Annotated in this window: 21 protein-coding genes; 14 read left to right on the forward strand and 7 right to left on the reverse strand. The window is 65.4% G+C overall.

Annotation, left to right across the window (positions count from 1 at the left end):
• Positions 1-121: 121 nt before the first annotated feature.
• The 3 genes from ACVMB1_RS39815 to ACVMB1_RS39825 all read left to right on the forward strand — a co-directional run bounded on the left by ACVMB1_RS39815 (position 122) and on the right by ACVMB1_RS39825 (position 3,622).
• Positions 122-1,249, forward strand: coding sequence for an alkene reductase (locus ACVMB1_RS39815; protein WP_076827617.1), 1,128 nt, complete (start codon positions 122-124; stop codon positions 1,247-1,249).
• 62 nt (positions 1,250-1,311) lie between these two features.
• Positions 1,312-1,827 carry a GFA family protein gene (locus tag ACVMB1_RS39820; protein ID WP_076827615.1) on the forward strand — a complete coding sequence of 172 codons (516 nt, stop codon included), beginning with the start codon at positions 1,312-1,314 and terminating at the stop codon, positions 1,825-1,827.
• Between the two features lie 130 nt (positions 1,828-1,957).
• Positions 1,958-3,622: a thiamine pyrophosphate-binding protein gene (locus tag ACVMB1_RS39825; protein WP_141339597.1), complete on the forward strand. Its 1,665-nt coding sequence runs from the start codon at positions 1,958-1,960 to the stop codon at positions 3,620-3,622.
• A 246-nt stretch (positions 3,623-3,868) separates the two neighbouring features.
• Here the strand turns inward: ACVMB1_RS39825 and ACVMB1_RS39830 are convergent, their stop codons facing one another.
• On the reverse strand, positions 3,869-5,254 hold the full coding sequence (locus ACVMB1_RS39830) for an LLM class flavin-dependent oxidoreductase (RefSeq protein ID WP_076827611.1): 1,386 nt from the start codon (positions 5,252-5,254) through the stop codon (positions 3,869-3,871).
• Between the two features lie 238 nt (positions 5,255-5,492).
• On the opposite strand from ACVMB1_RS39830, the gene ACVMB1_RS39835 reads away from it, so the two are divergent.
• The 3 genes from ACVMB1_RS39835 (at position 5,493) to ACVMB1_RS39845 (ending at position 9,491) form a co-directional block, all read left to right on the forward strand.
• A complete protein-coding gene (locus ACVMB1_RS39835; protein WP_076827757.1) occupies positions 5,493-6,878 on the forward strand; it encodes a M20 family metallopeptidase in 1,386 nt (461 codons plus the stop codon).
• Between the two features lie 233 nt (positions 6,879-7,111).
• Positions 7,112-8,398 (forward strand): MFS transporter, encoded by a 1,287-nt coding sequence (locus ACVMB1_RS39840; RefSeq protein ID WP_076827609.1) that lies wholly within the window; start codon positions 7,112-7,114, stop codon positions 8,396-8,398.
• Between the two features lie 247 nt (positions 8,399-8,645).
• Positions 8,646-9,491 carry an IclR family transcriptional regulator gene (locus ACVMB1_RS39845; protein WP_057015479.1) on the forward strand — a complete coding sequence of 282 codons (846 nt, stop codon included), beginning with the start codon at positions 8,646-8,648 and terminating at the stop codon, positions 9,489-9,491.
• A gap of 158 nt (positions 9,492-9,649) precedes the next feature.
• Here ACVMB1_RS39845 and ACVMB1_RS39850 read toward each other — a convergent pair whose 3' ends face one another.
• The 3 genes from ACVMB1_RS39850 to ACVMB1_RS39860 form a co-directional block, all read right to left on the reverse strand.
• Entirely contained in the window at positions 9,650-11,158 is a 1,509-nt protein-coding gene (locus ACVMB1_RS39850) for a tripartite tricarboxylate transporter permease (RefSeq protein ID WP_028341157.1), read from the reverse strand.
• Between the two features lie 6 nt (positions 11,159-11,164).
• Positions 11,165-11,650 (reverse strand): tripartite tricarboxylate transporter TctB family protein, encoded by a 486-nt coding sequence (locus ACVMB1_RS39855; protein WP_028332964.1) that lies wholly within the window; start codon positions 11,648-11,650, stop codon positions 11,165-11,167.
• 155 nt (positions 11,651-11,805) lie between these two features.
• Positions 11,806-12,768, reverse strand: a complete 963-nt coding sequence (locus ACVMB1_RS39860) for a Bug family tripartite tricarboxylate transporter substrate binding protein (protein WP_076827755.1) — start codon at positions 12,766-12,768, stop codon at positions 11,806-11,808.
• Between the two features lie 387 nt (positions 12,769-13,155).
• Here ACVMB1_RS39860 and ACVMB1_RS39865 point away from each other — a divergent pair, with 387 nt between their 5' ends.
• From ACVMB1_RS39865 to ACVMB1_RS39895, 7 genes are all read left to right on the forward strand, one after another.
• A complete protein-coding gene (locus ACVMB1_RS39865) occupies positions 13,156-13,572 on the forward strand; it encodes a hypothetical protein (protein ID WP_076827607.1) in 417 nt (138 codons plus the stop codon).
• The gene (locus ACVMB1_RS39870) at positions 13,569-14,432 is read left to right on the forward strand and encodes an alpha/beta fold hydrolase (RefSeq protein ID WP_200844555.1); all 864 of its coding nucleotides are present in this window, start codon (positions 13,569-13,571) and stop codon (positions 14,430-14,432) included. Before ACVMB1_RS39865 ends, ACVMB1_RS39870 begins: the two co-directional genes overlap by 4 nt.
• A 30-nt stretch (positions 14,433-14,462) precedes the next feature.
• Positions 14,463-15,380: an amino acid ABC transporter substrate-binding protein gene (locus tag ACVMB1_RS39875; protein WP_057015477.1), complete on the forward strand. Its 918-nt coding sequence runs from the start codon at positions 14,463-14,465 to the stop codon at positions 15,378-15,380.
• A 151-nt stretch (positions 15,381-15,531) separates the two neighbouring features.
• Positions 15,532-16,263 (forward strand): amino acid ABC transporter permease, encoded by a 732-nt coding sequence (locus ACVMB1_RS39880; RefSeq protein ID WP_050385176.1) that lies wholly within the window; start codon positions 15,532-15,534, stop codon positions 16,261-16,263.
• A gap of 2 nt (positions 16,264-16,265) precedes the next feature.
• Entirely contained in the window at positions 16,266-16,958 is a 693-nt protein-coding gene (locus ACVMB1_RS39885; RefSeq protein WP_057015486.1) for an amino acid ABC transporter permease, read from the forward strand.
• 191 nt (positions 16,959-17,149) lie between these two features.
• Positions 17,150-17,881 carry an amino acid ABC transporter ATP-binding protein gene (locus tag ACVMB1_RS39890; protein ID WP_057015476.1) on the forward strand — a complete coding sequence of 244 codons (732 nt, stop codon included), beginning with the start codon at positions 17,150-17,152 and terminating at the stop codon, positions 17,879-17,881.
• Positions 17,882-18,047: 166 nt separating this feature from the next.
• Positions 18,048-18,908: a D-amino-acid transaminase gene (locus tag ACVMB1_RS39895; protein ID WP_057015475.1), complete on the forward strand. Its 861-nt coding sequence runs from the start codon at positions 18,048-18,050 to the stop codon at positions 18,906-18,908.
• 257 nt (positions 18,909-19,165) lie between these two features.
• Here ACVMB1_RS39895 and ACVMB1_RS39900 read toward each other — a convergent pair whose 3' ends face one another.
• The 3 genes from ACVMB1_RS39900 to ACVMB1_RS39910 form a co-directional block, all read right to left on the reverse strand.
• Positions 19,166-19,624 carry a carboxymuconolactone decarboxylase family protein gene (locus tag ACVMB1_RS39900; RefSeq protein WP_057015474.1) on the reverse strand — a complete coding sequence of 153 codons (459 nt, stop codon included), beginning with the start codon at positions 19,622-19,624 and terminating at the stop codon, positions 19,166-19,168.
• Positions 19,625-19,651: 27 nt separating this feature from the next.
• Positions 19,652-21,268, reverse strand: coding sequence for an MDR family MFS transporter (locus ACVMB1_RS39905; protein ID WP_456849733.1), 1,617 nt, complete (start codon positions 21,266-21,268; stop codon positions 19,652-19,654).
• A 352-nt stretch (positions 21,269-21,620) separates the two neighbouring features.
• Positions 21,621-22,769, reverse strand: coding sequence for an HlyD family secretion protein (locus ACVMB1_RS39910; RefSeq protein ID WP_076827751.1), 1,149 nt, complete (start codon positions 22,767-22,769; stop codon positions 21,621-21,623).
• A gap of 142 nt (positions 22,770-22,911) precedes the next feature.
• On the opposite strand from ACVMB1_RS39910, the gene ACVMB1_RS39915 reads away from it, so the two are divergent.
• Positions 22,912-23,823: a LysR family transcriptional regulator gene (locus ACVMB1_RS39915; protein WP_057015472.1), complete on the forward strand. Its 912-nt coding sequence runs from the start codon at positions 22,912-22,914 to the stop codon at positions 23,821-23,823.
• Positions 23,824-24,078 lie beyond the last annotated feature (255 nt).

A 24,078-nucleotide genomic window follows, 5' to 3' on the forward strand; every position in this document is an offset into this window, starting at 1 on the left:
TTTCATGAACAAGATGAACTCGTTAGATAACGGGCATGATCCGGAAAAGTGGGTACCGGTTTTCCGGGCGGATCATGCCCGGACTACAACGGGAAATGACACAAGATTAATTGGGGCAGGCATGAATCCTCCGTCGCTGTTCTCTCCGCTCAAGATCGGTCCCTACCAGCTCGAACATCGCGTCGTGATGGCGCCGCTGACGCGTATGCGGGCGGCGCGGCCGAGCCTCGCGCCGCGGCCGATCAACGCGGAATACTACGCGCAGCGCGCCACCCCGGGCGGCTTGCTGATCGCGGAGGCCTCGCCGGTGGTCGCGACCGGCTTCGGCAATCCCGGTGTTCCCGGCATCTATAGCGAGGCCCAGATCGCGGGCTGGCGCGAGGTGGTGGATGCCGTGCACGCCAAGGGCGGCTTGATCTTCCTGCAGCTCTGGCACGTCGGCCGCGTCTCGCATTCCTCGTTCCAGCCGGGCGGCGCGCTGCCGGTGGCGCCGTCGGCGGTCGCGATCCCCTCCGAGTTCAAGTGCATGACCGCGGACGGCAAGGTGGTCGATTACGAGACGCCGCGCGCGCTCGAGACCGACGAGGTCGCCCTGATGGTCGAGGCCTACCGGCAAGGCGCGAAGAACGCGCTCGCCGCCGGCTTCGACGGCGTCGAGGTTCACGGCGCCAATGGCTATCTGATCGAGCAGTTCCTGCAGTCGCGCAGCAACCTGCGCACCGACCGGTATGGCGGCTCGATCGAGAACCGCGTCCGCTTCCTGATGGAGGTGACGCAGGCGGTGACCGAGGTCTGGGGCGCCAGCCGCGTCGGCGTCCGGCTCTCGCCCTACGGCATCGCCAATGGCAGCGGCGAGGCCGACCCGATGCCGCTCTACAGCCACGCCATCAAGGCGCTGGACAAGCTCGGGCTCGCCTATCTGCATTTCATCGAGCCGCGCGCCTCGGGCACCGGGCGTGCCGAGGTCGACTGGCAGAACGTGCCGTCGGCGATGGTGCTGTACCGCCCGATGTGGAGCGGCGTGCTGATCACCGCCGGCAATTTCGTCGGCGAAACCGCGCAGAGCGCGGTCGCCGAAGGTCATGCCGATGCGATCGCGTTCGGCCGCTACTTCATCTCCAACCCGGATCTGCCGCGCCGTCTGCAGCGCGGCTATCCCTTGACCAAGTACAACCGCGCCACCTTCTATGCCGGCGAGGAGAAGGGCTACACGGATTATCCCGTGCACGACGAACTGGCGCAGGCGTAACTCTTCGTAGCCCGGATATCGCTTCGCTCGTCCGGGCAACAACGCCTTGATGGGAGACCGCGATGTTTCCGGACGACGAGTTCGAGCCGACCAAGAAGCCAAAGCCGGTGGCGCTGGCGAAGCCCGCGGCCGGCCAATGCCTGTGCGGCAAGGTGCGGTTCGAGATCGACGTGCCGGCGCGCTGGGCCTGGCATGATCACAGCGCCGCCAGCCGCCGCGCCCATGGTGCGGTTTATGCGACCTATGTCGGCAGCTGGAAGAAGCGCTTCCGCATTACGCAAGGCGAAAGCGAGCTGTCGCGCTACGAGGACGCGAAAAGCAAGACCGCGCGCAGCTTCTGCGCCAATTGCGGCACGCCCATCATCTACGAACGCGCGCGGTCGCCGCACATGGTCAACATCCCGCGCGCGCTGTTCTCGGGGCGCACCGGCCGGCAGCCGCTCTATCACATCGCGATCGAGGAACTGCAGGAATGGGCCTACACCGGCGAGCCGCTGGTGCCGCTGAAGGGCTATCCCGGCGTGGTCTGGCAGCGCTCGAAAAAGAGGAAGCGCAGCGCGCGCGAGGGGATGTTCTAGCGAGCGCTTCACCTCAGGCGCGCGCCTGCGGAATGCGGCCATGACCGCTCGCTCGATTGCCCCTCGCGCGCAAGTTTGGTCATCTCCCTTGATCCCCGTCGGCCAACGCGCCGACAGGCCTGGAGGGAACATGAAAAATCGCATTACCGGCCGCTCGGCATTTCTGGCGCTGCTGAAGGATGAGGGCGTCACCCATCTGTTCGGCAATCCCGGCACCACCGAACTGCCGATCATGCACGCGCTGAAGGACCATCCCGATCTCACCTATGTGATGGCGATGCAGGAGAGCCTGGTGGTCGCGATGGCCGACGGCTTCAGCCGCGCCTCCGGCAAGCTGGTCGCCTGCAATGTTCATGTTGCGCCGGGCCTCGGCAACGCGATGGGCTCGCTCTACAATGCCAGCTTCACCGGCACGCCGCTGATCCTGACCGCCGGGCAGCAGGAACAGGGCCACGGCCTGACCGAACCGGTGCTCTACGGTCCGCTGGTGCAGATGGCGACGCCGCTGGTGAAATGGGCGGTCGAGGTGACGCGGCTCGAAGACCTGCCGCGCATCGTGCGCCGCGCCGCCAAGATCGCGACCACGCCGCCGACCGGGCCGGTGTTCATCTCGCTGCCCGGCGACATCCTCAATTCCGAAGCCGGCATCGAGCTCGGCCGCTCCACCCGGATCGACACGCGGGTGAGGCCGTCGGAGGATTCGCTCAAGGCGCTGGCCGCGCGCATCCTGAAAGCGGAGCGACCGGTGATCGTCGTCGGCGACGAGATCGTGAAAAGCGATGCGCTGCGCGAGGCAGCCGATCTCGCCGAGACGCTGGGCTGCCCGGCCTGGCAATCGCCGACTCCTTATGGTTCGCACTTCCTCTCCGAAAGCCCGAGCTTCATGGGCGCGATCGCGCGGCTGCAGAAGGTCGCGCGCGACGTGCTGGCGCCGCATGATCTGCTGATCGCGCTCGGCGGCGATCCGCTGCGGATGTCGGTCTACAGCGAGGTCGATCCGCTGCCGGACGGCCTCTCGATCGTGCAGGTCGGCCTGGTCGACAGCGACCTCGCCAGGAACTATGGCGCCGAGATCGCGGTGAAGGCGGACGTCAAGGAAACGCTGCGCGCGCTGGTGCCGGCGTTGAAGGAGGCCGGCGGCGGCGCGCTGGAGACGCGTGCCAGGCAGGGACTCGCGGCCTTGTTGACGAAGAACTGGGCGGCGAAGCGCAAGGCGCTGGTCGAACAGATCTCGAAGGCGAGTCAGACCTCGCCGATCGATCCGGACTGGCTGGCGTTGCAGGTCGTGGAGGCGATGCCCGACAACGCGATCCTGGTCGACGAGGGCCTGACCTCGTCGCGTCAGATCATTGGCTTGCGGCCGCATCGCGACCGCTACGGCTATCACGCGCTGGCATCCGGCGGCATCGGCTGGGGCCTGCCGGCCGCGGTCGGCGTCAGCCTCGCCAATCCAGAGCGTCCGGTGGTGTGCTATTCCGGCGACGGCTCGTCGATGTATTCGATCCAGTCGCTGTGGACCGCCGCCAATCACAAGCTGCCGCTGACCTTCGTCATCGTCAACAATGGCGGCTACCGCATCATCAAGCAGCGCCTGCTCGCCTTCCACGGCGACGACAACTATGTCGGCATGGATTTCATCGACCCGCCGGTCGATTTCACCGGCGTCGCACGCTCGCTTGGGCTCGAGGCGATCAGGATCACCGACCCGCAAGAGCTGAAGAGCGTGATGAAGTCGGCGTTCAGCCGCCCGGGTGCGAAGCTGATCGAGGTGGTGGTGAGCAATGCGGTGAATTGACTTTTCACGATGCGCTCTCCTCTCACCGTCATCCTGAGGTGCGAGCGGAGCGAGCCTCGAAGGATGCACGGCCCGGCCGATGGCCGTCGATCCTTCGAGACGCGCGCAAGAGCGCGCTCCTCAGGATGACGGGATGGGCAGATGTGTGTGCCGCGTCATTGCGAGGCACGAAGCGACGAAGCAATCCATGATCCCGCATATGCGGAACGATGGATTGCTTCGCTTCGCTCGCAATGACGGCGCGGATCATTCCGCCGCAGCACTCCGCTTCACCCGATACCGTGTCGCCGGATGCGTCGCGTCCAGCCTCGCACGCCCTGCGCCGAACAACTTCTCCCGCAAGGTGCCCTTGGCATACTCCCGCTTGTAGCGGCCGCGCTTGACGAGCTCCGGCACCAGCATGTCGGCGATGTCCTCGAAATCGCCGGGTGAGATCGCAAACGCGACATTGAGGCCGTCGACGTCGGTGTCCTCGAACCATTGCTCGATCTTGTCGGCGACCTGCTCCGGCGTTCCGATCACCACGGGGCCGGCGCCGCCGATGCCGACATGCTCGGCGACCTCGCGCACGGTCCAGACCCGGTCGGGATCGGCGCGGGTGACGTTGTCCATCGCGGAGCGGCCGGCGTCGTTCTGCACGTGCCGGACCTCCTGGTCGAGCGAATAGGTCGAGAAGTCGACTCCGGTCCAGCCCGACATCAGCGCCAGTGCGCCTTCATGGCTGATATGGCTGCGATACTCGGCGTACTTCGCTTGCGCCTCCGCCTCGGTCGGCGCCACCACGACGCACATCATCGAGAACATCAGGATCTCGGCCGCGTTGCGGCCCTTCGCGGCGGCGAGCTCGCGGATCGCCGACACCCGCGGACCGATCACCTTCGCCGACGGTCCCGACATGAACACGCATTCGGCGTGCTCGGCGGCGAACTGCCGGCCGCGCGGCGAAGTGCCGGCCTGGTAGAGCACCGGCGTGCGCTGCGGCGACGGCTCCGACAGGTGGATCGCGTTGAGCCGGTAGTTGTTGCCGTCATGGCGTACCGGATGCACCTTGCTCGGATCGGTGAAGATGCCGCGCGCGACGTCGCGGATCGCGGCGTCGTCCTCCCAGCTGCCTTCCCAGAGCTTGTAGACCAGCTCCATATATTCGTCGGCGAGCTCGTAGCGGTCGTCATGCGCGGTCTGCTTGTCCTTGCCGGCGCCGCGCGCGGCGGAATCGAGATAGCCGGTCACCACGTTCCAGCCGACCCGGCCGCCGGTGAGGTGATCGAGCGTCGACATCCGCCGCGCGAACGGGTAGGGCGGCTCGAAGGAGAGATTGCTGGTGACGCCGAAGCCGAGATTTTCGGTCACCGCGGCCATCGCCGGGATCAGCATCAACGGTTCGTTGGCCGGGGTCTGCGCCGCGTTGCGCAGCGCCGCATCCGGATTGCCAGCATAGACGTCATAGACGCCGAGCACATCGGCGAGGAACAGGCCGTCGAACCGGCCGCGCTCCAGCGTCTTCGCCAGATCGATCCAGTAGGACAGCTTGTTGTAGTCCTTGGTGCGGTCGCGCGGATGGGTCCACAGACCCGGCGACTGATGCGCCACGCAGTTCATGGCAAAGGCGTTGAGCCGGATTTGTTTTGTCATTGTAGAAAACCTTGGTCGAAACCTTGCGCGCCGCTTCGAATGCTGCCCGGTCGATGCCGGGCGTCCCGCTTCAACTTGTTGCGACTTCCCACGTTTTGGCAAGGCCCATTCGCATTTCGCGCCCTTCCGGTCGCGAGCCGATCCCGATAGGTTGCGCCCCTCCAGAAGCATGATCGGGACGCAAAGCATGGCGTTCCGGTGCGATCATGCCAAGACGCGACCGGACGAAGGAACAATCATGGCGACACGGGCCGACGCAATCGCAAAGGTGCGAGAGCATTTTCAATCGGGAGAGTTCTTGAAGGAACTGGACCGCAGGGTCGGCTACCAGACCGAGAGCCTGAATGCCGACAAGGCCGATGCGCTGCGCGCCTATCTGGTGGAGAATCTGCAACCGGCCTTCGCCGAGCTCGATTTCAAGACCCACCTGATCGAGTCGCCGACCGGCCGTGGGCCCTATCTGATTGCCGACTACCAGGAAGACGCTTCGCGGCCGACCGTGCTGACCTACGGCCATGGCGACGTCGTCGACGGCATGGTCGGCGAATGGCGCGACGGGCTCAATCCCTGGCAGACCACGGTCAAGGGCGAGCGCGTCTATGGCCGCGGCACCGCCGACAACAAGGGCCAGCATTCGATCAACATGGCGGCGCTGCGCGCGGTGAAGCAGGCGCGCGGCGGCAAGCTCGGCTTCAATGCCAAATTCATCATCGAGACCGGCGAGGAGATCGGCTCGCCCGATCTGCGCGAGGTCTGCGAGGCGCATCGCGAGGAGCTGAAGGCCGACCTGTTCATTGCCTCCGACGGGCCGCGGCTGTCGGCGGAGCGGCCGACCATCTTCCTCGGCTGCCGCGGCGGCAACCGCATCCATCTCGACGTCAATCTGCGCGAGGGCGGCAACCATTCCGGCAATTGGGGCGGCGTGCTCGCCAACCCCGCCACGATCCTGGCGAGCGCGATCGCGAGCCTGGTCGACGGCAAGGGCCGCATGAAGCTCGAGATCCTGAAACCGCCGCCGATCTCGAACCGCGTCCGCGCCGCGCTCGCCGACGTCGAGATCAAGCCGACGGCGGACGAACCGGCGCTGGCGGAAGATTGGGGCGAGGAGGGCCTGACCGCGGCGGAGCGGCTCTACGCCTGGAACACGCTGGAGGTGCTGGCGATGTCGTCGGGCAATATCGAAAAGCCCGCCAACGCGATTCCCGGCAAGGCCAACGCCGTGCTGCAGCTCCGCTTCGTCGTCGGCACCCGGCATCTCGAGGTGATCGACGCGGTGCGGGACTATCTGCACAACAACGGTTTCCCGATGGTCGAGGTCTCGGGCACGCAGCGCTTTGCCGCCTCGCGCACCGACATGGATAGCCCGTGGATCGACTGGGCGGCGAACTCGATCCGCGCCACCACCGGCAAGGCGCCGGCGGTGCTGCCGAATTTCGGCGGCTCGCTGCCGAACGACGTGTTCTCCGAAGGCCTCGGCCTGCCGACGATCTGGGTGCCGCATTCCTATCCGGGCTGCTCGCAGCACGCCCCCGACGAGCACATCCTGCTGCCGGTGACCGAGGAGGCGCTGACCATCATGGCCGGCCTGTTCTGGGACCTCGGCGAGGCAAAGCACAAGGGATAAGGAGCTGGGCTCGCTTGTTCCCCGTCATTCTGAGGTGGCCGCTTCTTCAGCGGCCCTCGAAGGATCGACGGCCACCAGTGGGGCCGTGCATCCTTCGAGGCTCGCAAGAGCTCGCACCTCCAGCGACAAAGGCGAAGCCTTTGCGCGCGGATGACGGGGAAGACGTGGATGGCCGGGTCAAGCCGGCCATTTCGAGTTGAAAAGCTGGTGCCTTCACCGGCAAGGAAAATGTAATGACACTATCAACTTCGGCGGACGCTCAGCGCGCAACAGCGGTCGACAAGAAAAACATCACCCGCCTGATCGTCGCGACTTCGGTCGGCAATGCGCTCGAATGGTACGACATCTCGGTCTATGCCTATTTCGCGGTGTATCTCTCCAAGGCGTTCTTCCCGGCCAATGATCCGACCACCTCGCTGCTCCTGACCTTCGGCAGCTTCGGCCTGTCGTTTCTGATCCGCCCGATCGGCGGCGTCGTGCTCGGCGCCTATGCCGACCGGCACGGCCGCAAGGCCTCGCTGATGCTGTCGATCGTGCTGATGACGCTGGGCACGCTGGTGCTGGCGCTGATGCCGACCTATCAGACCATCGGCATCCTGGCGCCGATCGCGGTGCTGCTGGCACGGCTGGTGCAGGGCTTTTCCGCCGGCGGCGAGTTCGGCTCCTCGACTGCGTTCCTGGTCGAGCACATGCCGGAGCGGCGCGGCTTCGTGGCGAGCTGGCAGTTCGCGAGCCAGGGCGTCAGCGGGCTGCTGGGCGCGGGCTTCGGTGCACTGCTGACCTCGCTGATGAGCCCGGAGGATTTGCAGTACTGGGGCTGGCGGCTGCCGTTCCTGTTCGGCGTCCTGATCGGCCCGGTCGGCATCTACATCCGCAACCACGTCGACGATGCGACCCCGCCGCCGGCGGCGAAGAAGGAATCGCCGGTCAGGGAAGTGTTCGCGCGGCAGAAGCTCGCCACGATGCTCGCGATCGGCGCGCTCGCGGTGTCGACCGCGGTCAACTATTTGATCGTCTACATGCCGACCTATGTGGTGAAGACGCTCAACCTCGCGCCATCGGTCGGCTTCATCGCCTCGTTCGCCGCGCAGACCGCGGTTGCGCTGCTGGCGCCGATCGCAGGCATGGTCTCCGACAAGATCGGACGCACCACCCACATGATCCTGTTCGCGCTGCTGTTGCTGGTGTCGATCTTCCCGGCCTTCCTCCTGCTCACCGGCAAGCCGACGCCGATGATCATCCTGATCGGCGTGCTCTGGCTCGGCGTCCTCAAGTCGCTGTATTACGGGCCGCTCGCCGCGCTGATGTCGGAACTGTTTCCGGCGGCGACGCGTGCGACCGGGCTCGGTCTCAGCTACAATATCGGCGTCACCTTGTTCGGCGGCATGGGGCCGGCGATCATGACCTGGATGGGTGGCTTCGCGGCGATCGGCGAGCTCGCGCCGGGCTACTATCTCACCGCGGTCTGCATCCTCAGCCTCTGCGCGCTGTTCACGATCCGCAGGCTGCGGCTGGCGTAGCGCATGATCCGAAAAAGTGCGAAGCGGTTTTTCGAAAGGATCATGCTAACCGCATCAGATTTCGTGATGCGAAATTCAAATATCCTCATTGTTGCACAGCAGCGTAGATAGTCGAAATCAAAGTTTCATCTGACGAAAGTATACGGTGTCCGGCGCACGTCATCCGTCCTAGGATGATTTCGGCCGGGCGCGCATCTTCGTCCTGCCCGGTTCAGGATTTGGAATTGACGGCAAGGAAGGCCAGGGCATGAACGCCTCCACGACTGCGACCGCACGGACCAGCCGCAAGAGGCCACTGCCGGAGCCGGGCCAACCCGACAAGTTCAACGCGATCCAGAAGGTGTGCGCGATCCTGCGCGTGCTGGCGCAGCGCTCGCCGTTGCGGCTCACCGACATCGCCGACTCCACCTCGCTGAACAAGGCGACCGCGCTGCGCATTCTCAACTCGCTGATCGAGGAAGGCTTCGTCAGCCGCGTCGCCGGCGCCAAGACCTATGAGCTCGGCCAGGAGGCGCGGGTGATGGCGGTCGGCGCGCGCCGTTCGGTCGACATCGCCGAGCTGGCGCAGCCGAGCCTGCTCCGGCTGTCGGAGCGCTCGGCCGATACCGCGCTGCTGTCGGTGCGATCCGGCGTCGAGGCGCTTTATCTGGCGCGCTCGGTCGGCAACCATCCGCTGCAGCCGAACTATCTGCAGATCGGCAGCCGCCGTCCGCTCGGTGTCGGCGCCGGCGCGCTGGCGCTGCTGGTCTGGCTGCCGGATGCCGAGATCGAGGCTGTGATCGAGGTGATCGTGCCGCGGCTGGCGAAATCGCCGCGCATCACGCCAAAGTTCCTGCGCGAGCGGATCGCCATGGCGCGCAAGGCCGGCCACACCGTGCTGATCGACGCCGCGTTCCCCGGCATGGGCGGCGTCGGCGTGCCGGTCCGCGACGATGCCGGCGAGGTGGTCGCCGCACTCTCGATCGGCGCCGCGTCCGACCGCATCCGTCGCCGCGAAGGCGAGCTCGCCGACATGCTGAAGAAGGAAGCCCAGGTGCTGGCCCGCGCGCTCGCCCAGGCGCCGAAGAACGGGCGTGCGGCGAAGGTCGGTTGAGCTGCCGCTTCGCCTCTCCCCGCGTGCGGGTGAGGGGGGGCCTCCGCGGATACTGCTATCACCGTGCTTGCGGAGGCAGCCCCTCACCCCAACCCTCTCCCCGTAAGAACGGGGCGAGGGGGCGCGCTGCCGGCGCGGCTGAAGTCGGGCTCGCTCTCCTACGCCCCCTCATCCAGCGCCACCAGCTCGCGCTTCTTGCGCAGCGAGGGCAGCAGCGGGCCGACCAGCAGCACCAGCGCGAAGGCGAGGCAGATCGCCGAGATCGGCCGCTCCACGAAGGTCATGAGGTCGCCCTGCGAGAGGATCAGCGACTTGCGCAGATTGTTCTCCAGCATCGGCCCGAGCACGAAGGCGAGCACCAGCGGCGCCGGCTCGTAGCCGAGCTTGCGCATGAAATAGCCGATCACGCCGAACGCGATCATGACGTGGACGTCGAACACGTTGTTGCTGGAGCAGTAGACGCCGATGATCGTGAATAGGATGATCAGCGGGAACAGCACGTTGTAGGGCAGCCGCAGCAGCTGCACCCACATGCCGATCATCGGCAGGTTGAGCACCAAGAGCATCAAATTGCCGATATACATGCTGGCGACGATGCCCCAGAACAGCGTCGGGTTTTGCGAGATCATCAGCGGCCCCGGCTGCAGGCCGTGGATCACGAAGGCGCCGAGCAGCAGCGCCATCACCACGTTCGGTGGGATGCCGAGCGTCATCAGCGGAATGAAGGCGCCGCCGGCCGCGGAATTGTTGGCCGATTCCGGCCCCGCGACGCCCTCGATCGCGCCGTGGCCGAAGCGCTCCGGATGCTTCGAGAGCCGCTTCTCCAGCGCGTAGGAGGCGAACGATGCCACCACGGCGCCGCCGCCGGGCAGGATGCCGAGGAAGAAGCCGAGCACCGTGCCGCGCGCCACCGGTCCGGCGCTGGCCTTCCAGTCCTCCTTGCTCGGCAGCAACTGGTTGATCCTGGTCTTGATGATGTCGCGCTTGATCGCCTGCTCGGTGTTGAGCAGCACCTCGGCGACGCCGAACAGGCCCATCACGACCGGCACCAGGCCGATGCCGTCGATCAGCTCGAGGCGGCCGAAGGTCAGCCGCGGCTGCGCCGTGATGCTGTCGAGCCCGACCAGGCCGAGCACGACGCCGATGCAGGCCATCAACAGCGCCTTGGCCATCGAGCCCTGGGTGAGGAAGGTCAGCACCACGAGGCCGAGCACCATCAGGCTGAAATATTCGGCCGGCCCGAACGCGATCGCGACGCTGGCGAGCGACGGCGCCACCAGCATCAGGGCGATCAGCGCGAAGGTGCCGGCGATGAACGAGCCGAAGGCGGAGATGCCGAGCGCGGGGCCGGCGCGGCCCTGCTTGGCCATCTGGTGGCCGTCGATGCAGGTGACGACGGAAGCCGCTTCGCCGGGGATATTGACCAGGATCGAGGTGGTCGATCCGCCATACATCGAGCCGTAATAGATGCCGGCCATCATGATGATGCCGGATTCCGGCGTGCCGGACAGCGTCACCGGCAGCAGCAGCGACATCGCCGAGATCGGGCCGATGCCGGGCAGCACGCCGACCAGCGTGCCGATGAACACGCCGATGAAGCAGTAGAGCAGGTTGATCGGCAGCAGCGCGACGCCGAGGCCGTGGGCGACGTTGACGAGAGTATCCATGGGCGCTCAACCGATCTCGAACATGCCGCTCGGCAGCTGGATCGCGAGCAGGTGCTTCAGCACCCACCACATCCCGAGCGGGGCAAGGATGGACAGCGGGATCGCCAGCGACCAGCGCACCGGATCGATCACGCGGAGCAGCAACAGCATCAGCGGAATCGCCGACAGCAGGAAGCCGAGCGGCTCCAGCGCAAAGGCGAACGCCGTGAGGCAGACGATGACCAGCACCGGCTTGCCCCAGCGCGCATTCTCCCAGCGCGAGGCGAAGGTCGGGCCGCCCTCGGTGACCGCCGCGATCATGATCGAGGCCGCGAACACGCACATCAGGATGCCGGTGTAGAACAGCACGTAGCCGGAGCCGGGATCGTTGATGGTGCCGAGCTTCAGCTTGAGGCCCGACCAGATCACGAAGGCGCCGAGCCCGAGCCCGATCAGCCCGCCCCAGAGCTCGGAGTTGTTGAGGCGGAATTTGACGTTGGTTTGGTCTGTCATGGGATGTGCTCTCGTCAAGTCGCAAGGTGGGGCATCGACCTATCCCCGTCATTGCGAGAGAAGCGAAGCAATCCATTTCACCGCATGTGCGGAGGGATGGATTGCTTCGTCGCTTCGCTCCTCGCAATGACGGACGGAGACTTCGCGGCCAGTCCTTACTTCTTCGCCAGCCCCAGCGTGTCGATCACCTTGCGCTCGGACTCGGTGACCTCCCCCACGAACTTCTTGTAGTCCTCGGTGTTCTTGTAGTTCGGCACCATGTCGTATTTGGCCAGCGTTGCGATCACCGCCGGGTCCTCGATCGCCTTCTTGAAGGCATCGTGCAGCTTGGCGACGATCTTGGGGTCCATGCCCTTGGGGCCGGCGATGCCGAACGGCGAGTCATAGACCATGGGGTAGCCGAGCTCCTTCAGCGTCGGTACGTCCGGATAGTTCGGCGAGCGCGCGCCGGTCCACACCATCAAGAGGCGGAGCTTGCCGGCATCGACCAGCGGCCGCCAGCCGGTGGAATCCGCCTGCAGCATGGTGTGCTGGCCGAGCACGGCCGCATTGGTCTCGGCGCCGCCCTTGAACGGCACCTGGGTCAGCTTGATCCCGGCCATCAGGGCGATCTGCTCCATGCCGACATGCAGCGAGGTGCCGGTGCCGGGCGTCGCATAGGTCACCTTGCCCGGGTTCTTCTTGGCGAAATCGACTACGTCCTGCCAGGTCTTGAACTGCGACTCCGCGTTGGTGGTGACGCCGAAGGTGTAGCCGGTGAGGTGAATGATGTAGGAGAAATCCTTCGCCGGATCCCAGGACACCTCCTGCATCAAGGGCAGGCGGAACACTGTGATCGGGATCTGGGCGATGGTGTAGCCGTCGGGCTTGGCGCCGGCGGCCATCGTCGCGGGGCCCACGGTGCCGCCGCCGCCCGCCTTGTTGTCGACCGCGATCGGTTGGCCCAGCACCTTCGAGGCGCTCTCGGCGATCGCGCGCATCGAGATATCGGTCGAGCCGCCCGCCGGCCATGGCACGATCAGCGTGATCGGCTTGGTCGGATAGTCCTGCGCGAGCGCCGCTGTTGACACCAGCATGCCGGCGGCGAGCAGGACCATCAAGCGATTGCGGTGCGACATCTCGATCTCTCCCTTATGACCGCGTTCGATCGCGGCCGCGTCTTGTTCGGTGTTGGCAATGATCGTCCCTGTCATGCTGGGACCGAGCGCATTGGACAGAACGGGGCGGGCAACGGAAGCGCGAATTGCGCTCGAAGCGCCGGCTGCGACAATTGGTCTGCCGCGATTTGGCGCGACCTGCCGAGCCGCGGAATTCAATCGGCCTTTGGTCGGACGGATTGGCCGTTCCTGGCACTGTGCCGGGAGGGCGCGGGGTGTGCGCGCCTGACCGGCAAGCCGGGTTTGGTCAAGCGAATAATCAAGGGAACCCAAAGGCATCGGCGCCTTGCGGGATTGCGCGCTTGCCGTCATCATGGCGCCGCCCGCTGCAGGAACGCCGCCCGACAGATGACGCCATCGCCTGACGCCACCGACGACGCTGTGACGAGGGCGTTTGCCGGCCTTCCCGCGTTGCTCGACGAGGCCCCTCGGCTGCTTGCGCGCGGGCGGCTGCTTGATTGCGACTGCCTGATCGGCCCGATGGCGCGGCCGTTTCATGCCGCGATCCGGGCCGGGCGCATCGTCGAACTTGCGCCTTCGCCGATCCTGATGCGCTCCTGGCGCTTTTCCTATCGCGCGACGCCGCAGGCCTGGTCCGCCTATTGGCAGGCCGAGCCGAAGCCCGGCTGGCACGATCTGCTGGCGTTGACCAGGCGCGGCGAGGCCGTGCTGGAAGGCGACCTGCATCCCTTCATGGCGCATCTGCAATACTTCAAGGACCTGCTGGCGCTGCCGCGGCAGCATTTCGCGGCGGCCGTATCATGAGCGGCAAGATCATGGACGGCCACATCGAGCCGATGGTCGGCCGCTACGTTCACGTCGAGATCGGCGGCGAGCTGCACCGGATCTATTTCGAGGAGAACGGCACGGGCATTCCGCTGGTCTGCCTGCACACCGCGGGATCGGATGCGCGGCAGTGGCGCCATCTGCTCGCGGATACGCAATTTGCCGAAAATTTCCGCATCATTGCCTTCGATATGCCCTGGCATGGCAAGTCGAATCCGCCGATGAGCTGGACCGGCGATGAATACCAACTCACCACTGCGCGCTACACCGAGACCATCCGCGCTTTCTGCCGTGCGCTGCGGCTGGAGAAGCCTGTCGTGATGGGCTGCTCGATCGGCGGCCGCATCGTGCTTAACCTTGCGATCGAATATGCCGCCGAGTTCCGCGCGCTGATCGGGCTCGAGGCTGCCGATTTCCAGGCGCCGTGGTATGACACGAACTGGCTGAACCGGCCGGACGTTCACGGCGGCGAAGTCTGCGCCGCGCTGGTGTCCGGGCTGATCGCCCCGCAAAGCCCGGAGCCTGCGCGGATGGAAACGCTGTGGGCCTACAAGCAGGGCGGCCCCGGCGTGTTCAAGGGCGACCTGTATTTCTACCGTGTCGACGGCGACCTGCGCGGCCGGGTCGCGTCAATCGATACTAAAGTATGCAACCTCTATCTGCTTACGGGCGAGTATGATTTCTCCTGCACGCCCGAGGATACGAGGCGGACCGCAGCGGCAATAGGGGGCGCCAGCGTCACGATCATGGAGCAGCTCGGTCATTTTCCGATGAGCGAGAATCCGGAACTGTTTCGCCGCTATATCGCACCCGTCCTCGCTGATATTCTCACGCACTAGAACGACCGTTTCCACGCAAGGAGTAGACGTATGACACGCAACTATCTGATCGGCTTCGCGCTCGCCGCCGCGCTGGGCGCGAGCCAGGCGCAAGCCCAGGAGCCGACCGGCACGCTGAAGAACATCAAGGACACCGGCGCGATCACGCTCGGCTACCGCGACTCCTCGATCCCGTTCTCCTATCTCGACGACAACCAGAAGCCGGTCGGCTACGCCATGGACATCTGCTACAAGATCGTCGATGCCGTGAAGAAGGAGCTGAAGCTCGACAAGCTCGAGGTCAAGCTCAACCCGGTGACCTCGGCGACGCGTATTCCGCTGATGGCCAACGGCACCGTCGACCTCGAATGCGGCTCGACCACCAACAATGCCGAGCGCCAGAAGCAGGTCTCCTTCACCAACAGCCACTTCCTGACCGCCAGCCGCTACGTCACCAAGAAGGCGAGCAAGATCAATTCGATCGACGATCTGAAGGGCAAGACGGTGGTCTCGACCGCCGGCACCACCAACATCAAGCAGCTCACCGAGGCCAACCTCGCGCGCGGGCTGAGCGTCAATATCATCCCGGCCAAGGATCACGCCGAGGCCTTCTTGATGGTCGAGACCGACCGCGCGGTCGCCTTCGTGATGGACGACATCCTGCTCGCGAGCCTCGTCGCCGGCTCGAAGTCGCCGGATGACTACGTGATCTCCAAGGACGCGTTCTCCAAGCCCGAGCCCTACGGCATCATGCTGCGCAAGGACGACGCGCCGTTCAAGAAGGTCGTCGACGCCGCAACCGCCGCGCTCTACACCAGCGGCGAGGGCCAGAAGATCTATGACAAGTGGTTCACCCAAAAGATCCCGCCGAAGGGCCTTAATCTCAACTCGCCGGCTGGACCGGAGATGAAGAAGCAGTTTGCGAAGCCGTCGGACTCTCCGGATCCGGATGCCTATCTAGTCAACTGACCGCTGTGTATGACCCGTCGTCCCTTTTGGGAGCGGGTCCTGAAAGTTAGCATGTCCGGCCATTTTTGGAGGAGAATGGCCGGACATTTGCATAGACGCCGCGCGCGATGCCGGCGTAATGCCGTGACCGGCACGGCCGCGTGGGGGACCTGTGAACTACAATTGGAACTGGCACATCTTCCTTGAGCCGAACCCGATGGGGACCGGCACCTATCTCGACCTGTTGCTGTCGGGGCTGGTGGTCACCGTCAAGGTGTCGGTGCTGGCCTGGATCATCGCGCTGGTGTCCGGCTCGGTGATCGGCGTGCTGCGCACGCTGCCGTCGCGGACCGCGTCGTGGATCGGCTTCTGCTGGGTCGAGTTCTTCCGCAACATGCCGCTCTTGGTGCAGCTGTTCCTGTGGTTCTTCGTGCTGCCCGAATTGTTGCCGCGGTCGGCCGGGCTGTGGCTGAAGCAACTGCCGAATGCGCCGTTCTGGACCGCCGCGATCGGCGTCGGCTTCTTCATGTCGGCGCGCGTCGCCGTGCAATTGCAGGCCGGCATCACCTCGCTGCCGCGCGGGCAGAAGCAGGCCTCGACCGCGCTCGGCCTCACCACGGTGCAGACCTATCGCTACGTGCTGCTGCCGATGGCATTCCGCATCATCCTGCCGCCGCTGACCTCCGAATTCCTCAACACCATCAAGAACAGCGCGGTCGCCATCACCATCGGCCTGATCGAACTGACCGGCCAGGCCCGCTCGATGCAGGAGTTCTCGTTCCAGGTGTTCGAGGCGTTCACGGCGGCAACCGTGCTCTACCTGCTCCTCAATTTCGTCGTGGTGACCGCGATGCGCTTCCTCGAGCGCTATGTCGCGATCCCCGGCTACATCACGGGCAAATGACGATGATCGGCAGTTTCGATTTCGACGTCATCCGCCGCTCGCTGCCCTACCTGTTCCTGGAGGGCATGCGCTTCACGCTGACCTTGACCGCGCTCGCAGCGTTCGGCGGCCTGGTGTTCGGCACCCTGATCGCCCTGATGCGGCTGTCGAGCTACAAGGTGCTCGGGCGCATCGCGGGCTTCTATGTCGACTTCATCCGCTCGCTGCCGCTGGTGCTGGTGATCTTCTGGTTCTACTTCCTGGTGCCGTATATCGGGCAGTGGCTGACCGGCGCGTCGCGGCCGATCACGGTCGGCGCCTTCGCCTCCTCGCTGATCACCTTCATCGCGTTCGAGGCGGCGTATTTCTCCGAGATCATGCGCGCCGGCATCCAGTCGATCTCGAAGGGCCAGCCGGCCGCGGCCAGCGCGCTCGGCCTGACCTACGCGCAGTCGATGCGCTACGTCGTGCTGCCGCAGGCGTTTCGCAACATGCTGCCGGTGCTGCTGACGCAGACCATCGTGCTGTTCCAGGACACCTCGCTGGTCTACGTGCTGTCGATCCCGGATTTCCTCGGCGCCGCCAGCAAGGTCGCGCAGCGCGACGGCCGCCTGGTCGAAATGTACCTGTTCGCCGCGCTGGTCTACTTCGTCATTTCCTGTGTCGCGTCCTATGGCGTTCGCCGCCTGCAGTCGCGCATCGCGATTGTCCGGTAGCCAGTCATGCTTTCGAACATTCAAGACACGGCCCCCTTCACCTCTCCCATCGGGAGAGGTCGGATCGCGTCAGCGATCCGGGTGAGGGGTTTTGCTCCATCGATAGACCGCAATCCCTCACCCGGCGCTGCGCGCCGACCTCTCCCGATGGGAGAGGTGGAAGCGCGCTCGCTGCAACGCCTGAGTCACGCATGATCGAGATCAACCACGTCAACAAATGGTACGGGCCGAGCTTCCAGGTGCTGAAGGACTGCACCACCAGCGTCGCCAAGGGCGAGGTGGTGGTGGTCTGCGGCCCGTCCGGCTCGGGCAAGTCGACCCTGATCAAATGCGTCAATGCGCTGGAGCCGATCCAGGGCGGCGACATCACGCTCGACGGCGTCAAGGTCAACGATCCCAAGACCGACCTGCCGAAGCTGCGTTCGCGCGTCGGCATGGTGTTCCAGCATTTCGAGCTGTTTCCGCATCTGCGCATCATCGACAATCTCCGCCTCGCGCAGGAGAAGGTGCTCGGCCGCAAGTCTGAGGACGCCACCGCCAAGGGCATGAAGCTTCTGGAGCGCGTCGGGCTGAAGGATCATGCCAAAAAGTTTCCGGCGGAGTTGTCCGGTGGCCAGCAGCAGCGCGTCGCGATCGCCCGCGCGCTGGCGATGGACCCGATCGCGATGCTGTTCGACGAGCCGACCTCGGCGCTCGACCCGGAGATGATCAGCGAAGTGCTCGACGTGATGGTCGACCTCGCCCGCGAGGGCATGACCATGATGGTCGTGACCCACGAAATGGGCTTTGCCAACAAGGTCGCCGACCGCGTCATCTTCATGGACCGCGGCGAGATCGTCGAGGATGCCAAGAAGGCCGACTTCTTCGGCACGCCGCGCAGCGACCGCGCGCAGAAGTTCCTGTCGAAGATCCTGCAGCACTGAGCTTAGGGAGCCTCTCCGCCTGTCATTCCGGGGCGCCTCGAAGAGGCGCACCTGAGGGTTCGATGCTGCGCATCGCCCTGGAATGACGGCTGCTACAGGGTTTTCCCCCGTTAACAATTTGCGTATACGAAGGCCTGAACCCCCCTTCGTCCGCAGGAGAACTCGCGTGGAAAAGATCGCTTATGTCAACGGCTCGTTCGTGCCGCATTCGGAGGCCAAGGTCTCGGTGTTCGACCGCGGATTCCTGTTCGCCGACGGCATCTACGAGGTGGCGGCGGTGCTCGAGGGCAAGCTGATCGACAACGCCTCACACCTGGCGCGGCTCAAGCGTTCGGTCGGCGAGATCCAGCTCGCGCTGCCGGAGACGCTGGAGCGGATCGAGGAGATCCAGAAGGAGCTGGTTGCGCGCAACGACCTCGTCAACGGCATGGTCTATCTCGAGGTCACCCGCGGCGCCGACAAGGGTCGCGACTTCGCCTTCCCGAAGGCCGACGTCAAGCCGACGCTCGTGATGTTCACCTCGGAAAAGGACATCATCAACGCGCCCTCGGCCAAGACCGGCATCAACGTCATCACGGTGCCCGACATCCGCTGGGAACGGCGCGACATCAAGAGCGTGGCGCTGCTGGCGCAGGTGCTGGCCAAGCAGGCGGCGGCCGCGGCCGGCGCCGGCGAAGCTTGGATGATCGAGGACGGCAAGGTCACCGAGGGCGGCTCGTCCTCGTCCTTCATCGTCACCCAGGACGATGTCATCGTGACCCGGCAGAACGGCAACGAGATCCTGCCCGGCTGCACCCGCAAGGCGGTGGTCAAGCTCGCCGAGGAACGCCAGCTGCGCATCGAGGAGCGCGCCTTCACGATCGAGGAAGCGCTCGCCGCCAAGGAAGCCTTCATCACCAGCGCTTCCGTGTTCGTGCAGGGGGTGGTCGCGATCGACGGCAAGAAGGTCGGAGGCGGCAAGGTGGGTCCGATCACCGACCGCCTGCGCGAGATCTATGTCGAGTTCGCCAAGGCGACGGCGGTTTGACACTGGGTGGGGTGGGTTAGCGCAGCGTAACCCACCGACTTTGCTCACCACGGAGAGAATGGTGGGTTACGCCTTCGGCTAACCCACCCTACGGTCTGCGCATCGCCTTGGCACCGTCACCCTGAGGTGGCCGCTTCTTCAGCGGCCCTCGAAGGATCGACGGCCCGACTATCGACGGCCCGACTGTGGCCGTGCATCCTTCGAGACGCCTGCTGCGCAGGCTCCTCAGGATGACGGGGATGGATCGTCCGCGCTGCTCACGCCGCCGCCTTCGCCTTCACCGGATGCACCGCGCGGAAGCCGATGGCGATCCGGTTCCAGGCGTTGATCGCGCCGATCAGCGTGGTCAGGTTGACCAGCTCGCTGTCCGAGAACTGGGCGCGCACGGCTTCATAGTCGGCGTCGGGCGCATGCGTCTCGGACACCAGCGTCAGCGCTTCGGTCCAGGCTAGCGCCGCGCGCTCGCGCTCGCTGTAGAGCGGGGATTCGCGCCAGGCGTTGAGCAGATAGAGCCGCTGCTCGGTCTCGCCATGCTTGCGGGCGTCCTCGGTGTGCATGTTGATGCAGTAGGCACAGCCGTTGATCTGCGAGGCGCGGGTCTTGACCAGCTCGATCAGCGATTGCTCGAGGCCGCTCGCAGCAATCTGGTTTTCGACCGCGACCAGCGCTTTGATGGTCTCGGGTGCGGCCTGGTAGAAGTTCATACGGGGTTTCATGGTCGTTCTCCGTAGTTGTGGTTTGGGTTAGTGCGCACCGCCGCCAGCGAGGTGGCCCGGCTTCTTCAGGAATAGTGTCGCCGCGAGTGCGATGATCAGCGCGACACCGAGCAGGTAGAAGGTATCGCTGAAGGCGAGGATGTAGGCCTGCTTCTGCACGACCTTGCCGATCGCCGCGATTGCGCGGTGGGCGGCCGCGGCCTGGTCGGCGACGCCGTGGTTCATGAAATACTGCGTCAGCTGCTCAATCCGGTTGCGCGTGGCCTGTTCCAGCAGCGAGACCGACTGCATCAGCACGTTGGAGTGATATTGCTCGCGCTTGGTCAGCAGCGTCTGCAGCACGGCGATGCCGACCGCACCGCCGAGGTTGCGCATCATGTTGAACAGCGCGGAGGCCGAGCCCGCATTCTCCAGCTCGATGCCCGCGGTCGCAACCGCCGACAGCGGCGCCATCACCAGCGCCTGGCCGATGGCACGGACGATGTTGGGCCAGAACAGCTGGTCGGTGGCGTAGTCGTTGGTCATGAAGATGTTCATGAAGTTGGAGCCGGCGAACAGCGCGAAGCCGACGCCGATGATGAGGCGCGGGTCGAAGCGCTGCATCAGCCGCGGTACCAGCGGGATCAGCGCGAGCTGCGGCAGCCCGGTCCAGGCCAGCACCATGCCGATCTGCTCGGCATTGTAGCCCTGGATGCGCGCGAGGTACTGCGGCAGGATGAACACCGAGCCGTACAGCGCGATGCCAAGCAGGAAGTTGGCCAGCATGCCGAAGCCGAAATTGCGGCGGGCGAGCAGGCGCAAATTGAGCAGCGGCTTCTCGACGGTGAACTCGACGATCAGGAAGGTGGCCAGCGCGACGGCGGCGATCACCGACAGGCGGACGATGAAGGGCGAGCCGAACCAGTCGTCCTTGTTGCCTTCCTCCAGCACGGTCTGCAGCGCGGCGAGGCCGACCGCCATGGTGATGATGCCGAGCCAGTCGCCCTGGCGGATCAGAGACAGCTTCATCGGGCTCGGATCGAGCGAGACGTAGAGCATCGCGATCATCACGGCGCCCGGCACCAGGTTGACATAGAAGATATACTGCCAGCCCCAGTTCTCGGTGAGATAGCCGCCGATGGTCGGGCCGATCGCCGGCGCGAACGTCGCCGACAGCGCGAACAGCGCGAGCCCGATCGGCTGCTTGGCCTTCGGCAGTAGCGTGATGATCAGCGTGAACGCCATCGGGATCAGCACGCCGCCGGTGAAGCCTTGCACCGCGCGCAGCGCGATCATCTGCGGCAGGTCCTGCGCCAGCGCGCATGCCGCCGAGAACACCAGGAACAGGAGCGCATTGGTGAGCAGATAGATGCGCACCGAGAACACCTGCGCGAGCCAGCCGGAGAGCGGGATCACCACGATCTCGGCGATCAGATAGGAGGTCGAGATCCAGCCGCCGTCGTCGATCCCGGCGCCGATCGCGCCCTGCACGTCGGCGAGCGAGGCGTTGACGATCTGGATGTTCAGCACCGCCATGAACGCGCCGAGCGTCGCCCCGATCACCGCGATCCAGGTTTTCGTGGGGATCGCCGGCGCCGCCGGCGCTGCGGGGGCGGGGAGCGCGGTGGCGTTCGGGGCGTCGGCTGTGGGCTGAAGTGCGGTCATCGGCGTGTTCTCTGGCTTACACACGCAAAATGTATTAGGCGGTCGCTTTCGATAATCCGGGAAAGACTGGAAGGATTGTCCGGTAGAGGTTGATAATCAACGGTTGCGGCTGAGAGAGCGACTGCGGTTATGGCCACGGCACGACGGCTGCGTTTGGCCTGCGTGCCGTCGACTAGTGAGGTGAGCACGCCTCTCAAGCTCCCTCTCCCGCTTGCGGGGGCTCCACAAGATGACTCGCGGAGAGAGCCCCCCACCCGCAAGCGGGAGAGGCGAAGAGGGCGTAGACAGCAAAACGCGATCGACCACCGATGGGTGATCGATCGCGCGGAGCCAGCCGAAGAAGCGTTTGGTCCTATCCGCCGTTCGCCCGCGTCGCTGATGCCAGCCGCCGCTTCTCCTCGCGCTCGGCCAGCACCGTCGCCTTGGTGTTGACGGTCGGGATCGCCGACATGCCCGGGCGCAAGAGGCCGGTGAGGCTCTGATCGTCGAGCACGATCTTGACCGGCACGCGCTGCACGATCTTGGTGAAATTGCCGGTGGCGTTGTCGGGCGGCAGCAGCGCGAATTCGAGGCCGCTGGCCGGCGACAGGCTGTCGACATGACCCTTCAGCGTGGTGCCGCGAAAACTGTCGACCGTGAGCTCGACCGGCTGGCCGTTGCGCACATGGGTCAGCTGCGTCTCCTTGAAATTGGCGATCACATAGACCGCGTCCAGCGGCACCACCGCCATCAGCTGGGTGCCGGCCTGCACATATTGCCCGACGCGCAGCGTGCGGGCGCCGACCGTGCCGTCGACCGGCGCGGTGATCCGGGCGTAGGACAGGTTGAGCTCGGCCTGCTGCTCGACCGCGCGAGCGCGGTCCACCTGCGCTGCGGCCTGGGCGCGCTGCGTGGTCAGCACGTCGACCTTGCGCTGGGCCGCCGACAGCGCCGACTTCGCGTGCTGCAATTGCGCGGTGTTGGCGCGCAGCGCCGCGTCGGTCTGTTGCGCACGCTGAATGGTGCCGGAGCCGGACTTCATCAGCCCGTCGTAGCGGGTCTGCTCTTCCTGCGCGAATTTCAGGTTGGCCTCGGCGGCGGTGACGTCGGCCGTGCTCTGGTCGATGATCGGCTGCTGCAATTCGAGCTGGGCATCGAGGTTGCGTACCGAGGCTGTAGCGGCGTCGACATCGGCCTTGGCCTGGCCGAGCGCGGTGCGGTAATCGCGGTCGTCGATCTCGGCCAGCAGCTGGCCGGCCTTCACCGGCTGGTTGTCGGTGACCAGCACGCGGGCGATGTAGCCCGAGACTTTCGGGGCGATGATCGTGGAGTCCGCCTTCACGTAGGCGTCGTCAGTGGTTTCGAGGTAGCGGCCGGTGGTGACGTAGTCGTAGCCAAAGTCGGCTGCCACGGCGACGCCGATGATCGCGGCGAGCCCGAGCGCCACCCGCTTGACCGCTTTCCGCGACGGGCGGAGGCCGATTTTTGTTGCTTGTTCAGGGACATAAGTGGTGGTCGACATGGCATCCTCCGGGTCGAACATTCGCGTCCTTCCAGAAAGGGCGCCCAGTACGCCCCTTAGATGCAATGTCCTCCCCGCTGTGATAATCCCGATAAAACTGGAAGCATTATCAACCCAGCGCTGATAATCCGGACCTTGCCGCATGGATCGCCTGACCAGCCTGACCGCCTTCGTCCGGGTCGTGGACACCGGCGGCTTTTCCGCGGCCGGCCGCAAGCTCAACATGTCCACCACCATGGTGAGCAACCACGTGCAGTCGCTGGAGGACCGGCTCGGCGCCCGGCTGCTCAACCGCACCACGCGCAAGGTCAGCCTCACCGAGGTCGGCCAGGCCTATTACGACCGCTGCGTCCAGATCCTCGCCGACATCGAGCAGGCCGACGACATCGCGGGCGCCCAGCAATCGGTGCCGCGCGGCACCCTGCGCATCTTCACCAACACCCATCTCGTCCAGTTCCTGTCGCCCGCGGTGGCCGAGTTCCTCGCCACCTATCCCGAGGTCAAGGTCGATCTCACGATCGGCGAGCGCAATGCCGATCTGATCGACGAGAACTACGATCTCGCCGTGCGCATGGTGCCGCCGCCGGACTCCAGCCTGATCGTGCGCACCATCGCGACCTGGCGCCACGTGCTGTGCTGCTCGCACGGCTATATCGAACAGCACGGCAAGCCAACGCTGCTGGCCGACCTCTCCGCGCGCAACTGCATGCGCCACGCCAACTATCCCTATGGCGACGAGTGGCGCTTCGCCGACCGCAAGGGCACGCCGGCCGCAGTGCGCGTCTCCGGAAATCTGATCTCCAACAGCGGCGAAACCCTGAAGCTCGCGGCGCTGGCCGGCGTCGGCGTCTTCCTCGCGGCCGGCTTCCTGGTTCGCGACGAGCTGGAGTCGGGACAACTGGTCCGCCTGCTGCCCGAATACCGGCCGGTCGAGCTCACCATGAATGCTGTCTATCCGCATCGCCATCATCTCTCGGCGAAGGTCCGCACCTTCATCGACCTGCTGGTCCATCACGCCACCGAGCAGCAGAAGCTGATCAATCCGTATTCGTGAGCGGCGCGGGCGCTTGCGATGATGGCACGCGTGCGCCCTTTATCCACCGTCATCCCCGCGCAAAGGCTTCGCCTTTGTCGCTGGAGGAGCCGCGCAGCGGCGTCTCGAAGGATGCACGGCCCGGCTGCTGGCCGTTCATCCTTCGAGGCTCGCTCCGCTCGCACCTCCAGCGACAAAGGCGAAGCCTTTGCGCGGGGATGACGGGACTAATAGTACGACGTTCCTTCCGCGTCATGACCACCCGGCAGCCGTTGC

This window comes from Bradyrhizobium sp. USDA 4504, from assembly GCF_054063995.1.

Coding starts and splice junctions, on each gene's coding strand:
- ACVMB1_RS39885 (WP_057015486.1), top strand. CDS start 16,266: ATGATCGGCAGTTTCGATTTCGACGTCATCCGCCGCTCGCTGCCCTAC.
- ACVMB1_RS39840 (WP_076827609.1), top strand. CDS start 7,112: ATGACACTATCAACTTCGGCGGACGCTCAGCGCGCAACAGCGGTCGAC.
- ACVMB1_RS39845 (WP_057015479.1), top strand. CDS start 8,646: ATGAACGCCTCCACGACTGCGACCGCACGGACCAGCCGCAAGAGGCCA.
- ACVMB1_RS39855 (WP_028332964.1), bottom strand. CDS start 11,650: ATGACAGACCAAACCAACGTCAAATTCCGCCTCAACAACTCCGAGCTC.
- ACVMB1_RS39890 (WP_057015476.1), top strand. CDS start 17,150: ATGATCGAGATCAACCACGTCAACAAATGGTACGGGCCGAGCTTCCAG.
- ACVMB1_RS39835 (WP_076827757.1), top strand. CDS start 5,493: ATGGCGACACGGGCCGACGCAATCGCAAAGGTGCGAGAGCATTTTCAA.
- ACVMB1_RS39825 (WP_141339597.1), top strand. CDS start 1,958: ATGAAAAATCGCATTACCGGCCGCTCGGCATTTCTGGCGCTGCTGAAG.
- ACVMB1_RS39830 (WP_076827611.1), bottom strand. CDS start 5,254: ATGACAAAACAAATCCGGCTCAACGCCTTTGCCATGAACTGCGTGGCG.
- ACVMB1_RS39910 (WP_076827751.1), bottom strand. CDS start 22,769: ATGTCGACCACCACTTATGTCCCTGAACAAGCAACAAAAATCGGCCTC.
- ACVMB1_RS39870 (WP_200844555.1), top strand. CDS start 13,569: ATGAGCGGCAAGATCATGGACGGCCACATCGAGCCGATGGTCGGCCGC.
- ACVMB1_RS39875 (WP_057015477.1), top strand. CDS start 14,463: ATGACACGCAACTATCTGATCGGCTTCGCGCTCGCCGCCGCGCTGGGC.
- ACVMB1_RS39850 (WP_028341157.1), bottom strand. CDS start 11,158: ATGGATACTCTCGTCAACGTCGCCCACGGCCTCGGCGTCGCGCTGCTG.
- ACVMB1_RS39815 (WP_076827617.1), top strand. CDS start 122: ATGAATCCTCCGTCGCTGTTCTCTCCGCTCAAGATCGGTCCCTACCAG.
- ACVMB1_RS39865 (WP_076827607.1), top strand. CDS start 13,156: ATGACGCCATCGCCTGACGCCACCGACGACGCTGTGACGAGGGCGTTT.
- ACVMB1_RS39860 (WP_076827755.1), bottom strand. CDS start 12,768: ATGTCGCACCGCAATCGCTTGATGGTCCTGCTCGCCGCCGGCATGCTG.
- ACVMB1_RS39820 (WP_076827615.1), top strand. CDS start 1,312: ATGTTTCCGGACGACGAGTTCGAGCCGACCAAGAAGCCAAAGCCGGTG.
- ACVMB1_RS39915 (WP_057015472.1), top strand. CDS start 22,912: ATGGATCGCCTGACCAGCCTGACCGCCTTCGTCCGGGTCGTGGACACC.
- ACVMB1_RS39900 (WP_057015474.1), bottom strand. CDS start 19,624: ATGAAACCCCGTATGAACTTCTACCAGGCCGCACCCGAGACCATCAAA.
- ACVMB1_RS39905 (WP_456849733.1), bottom strand. CDS start 21,268: ATGACCGCACTTCAGCCCACAGCCGACGCCCCGAACGCCACCGCGCTC.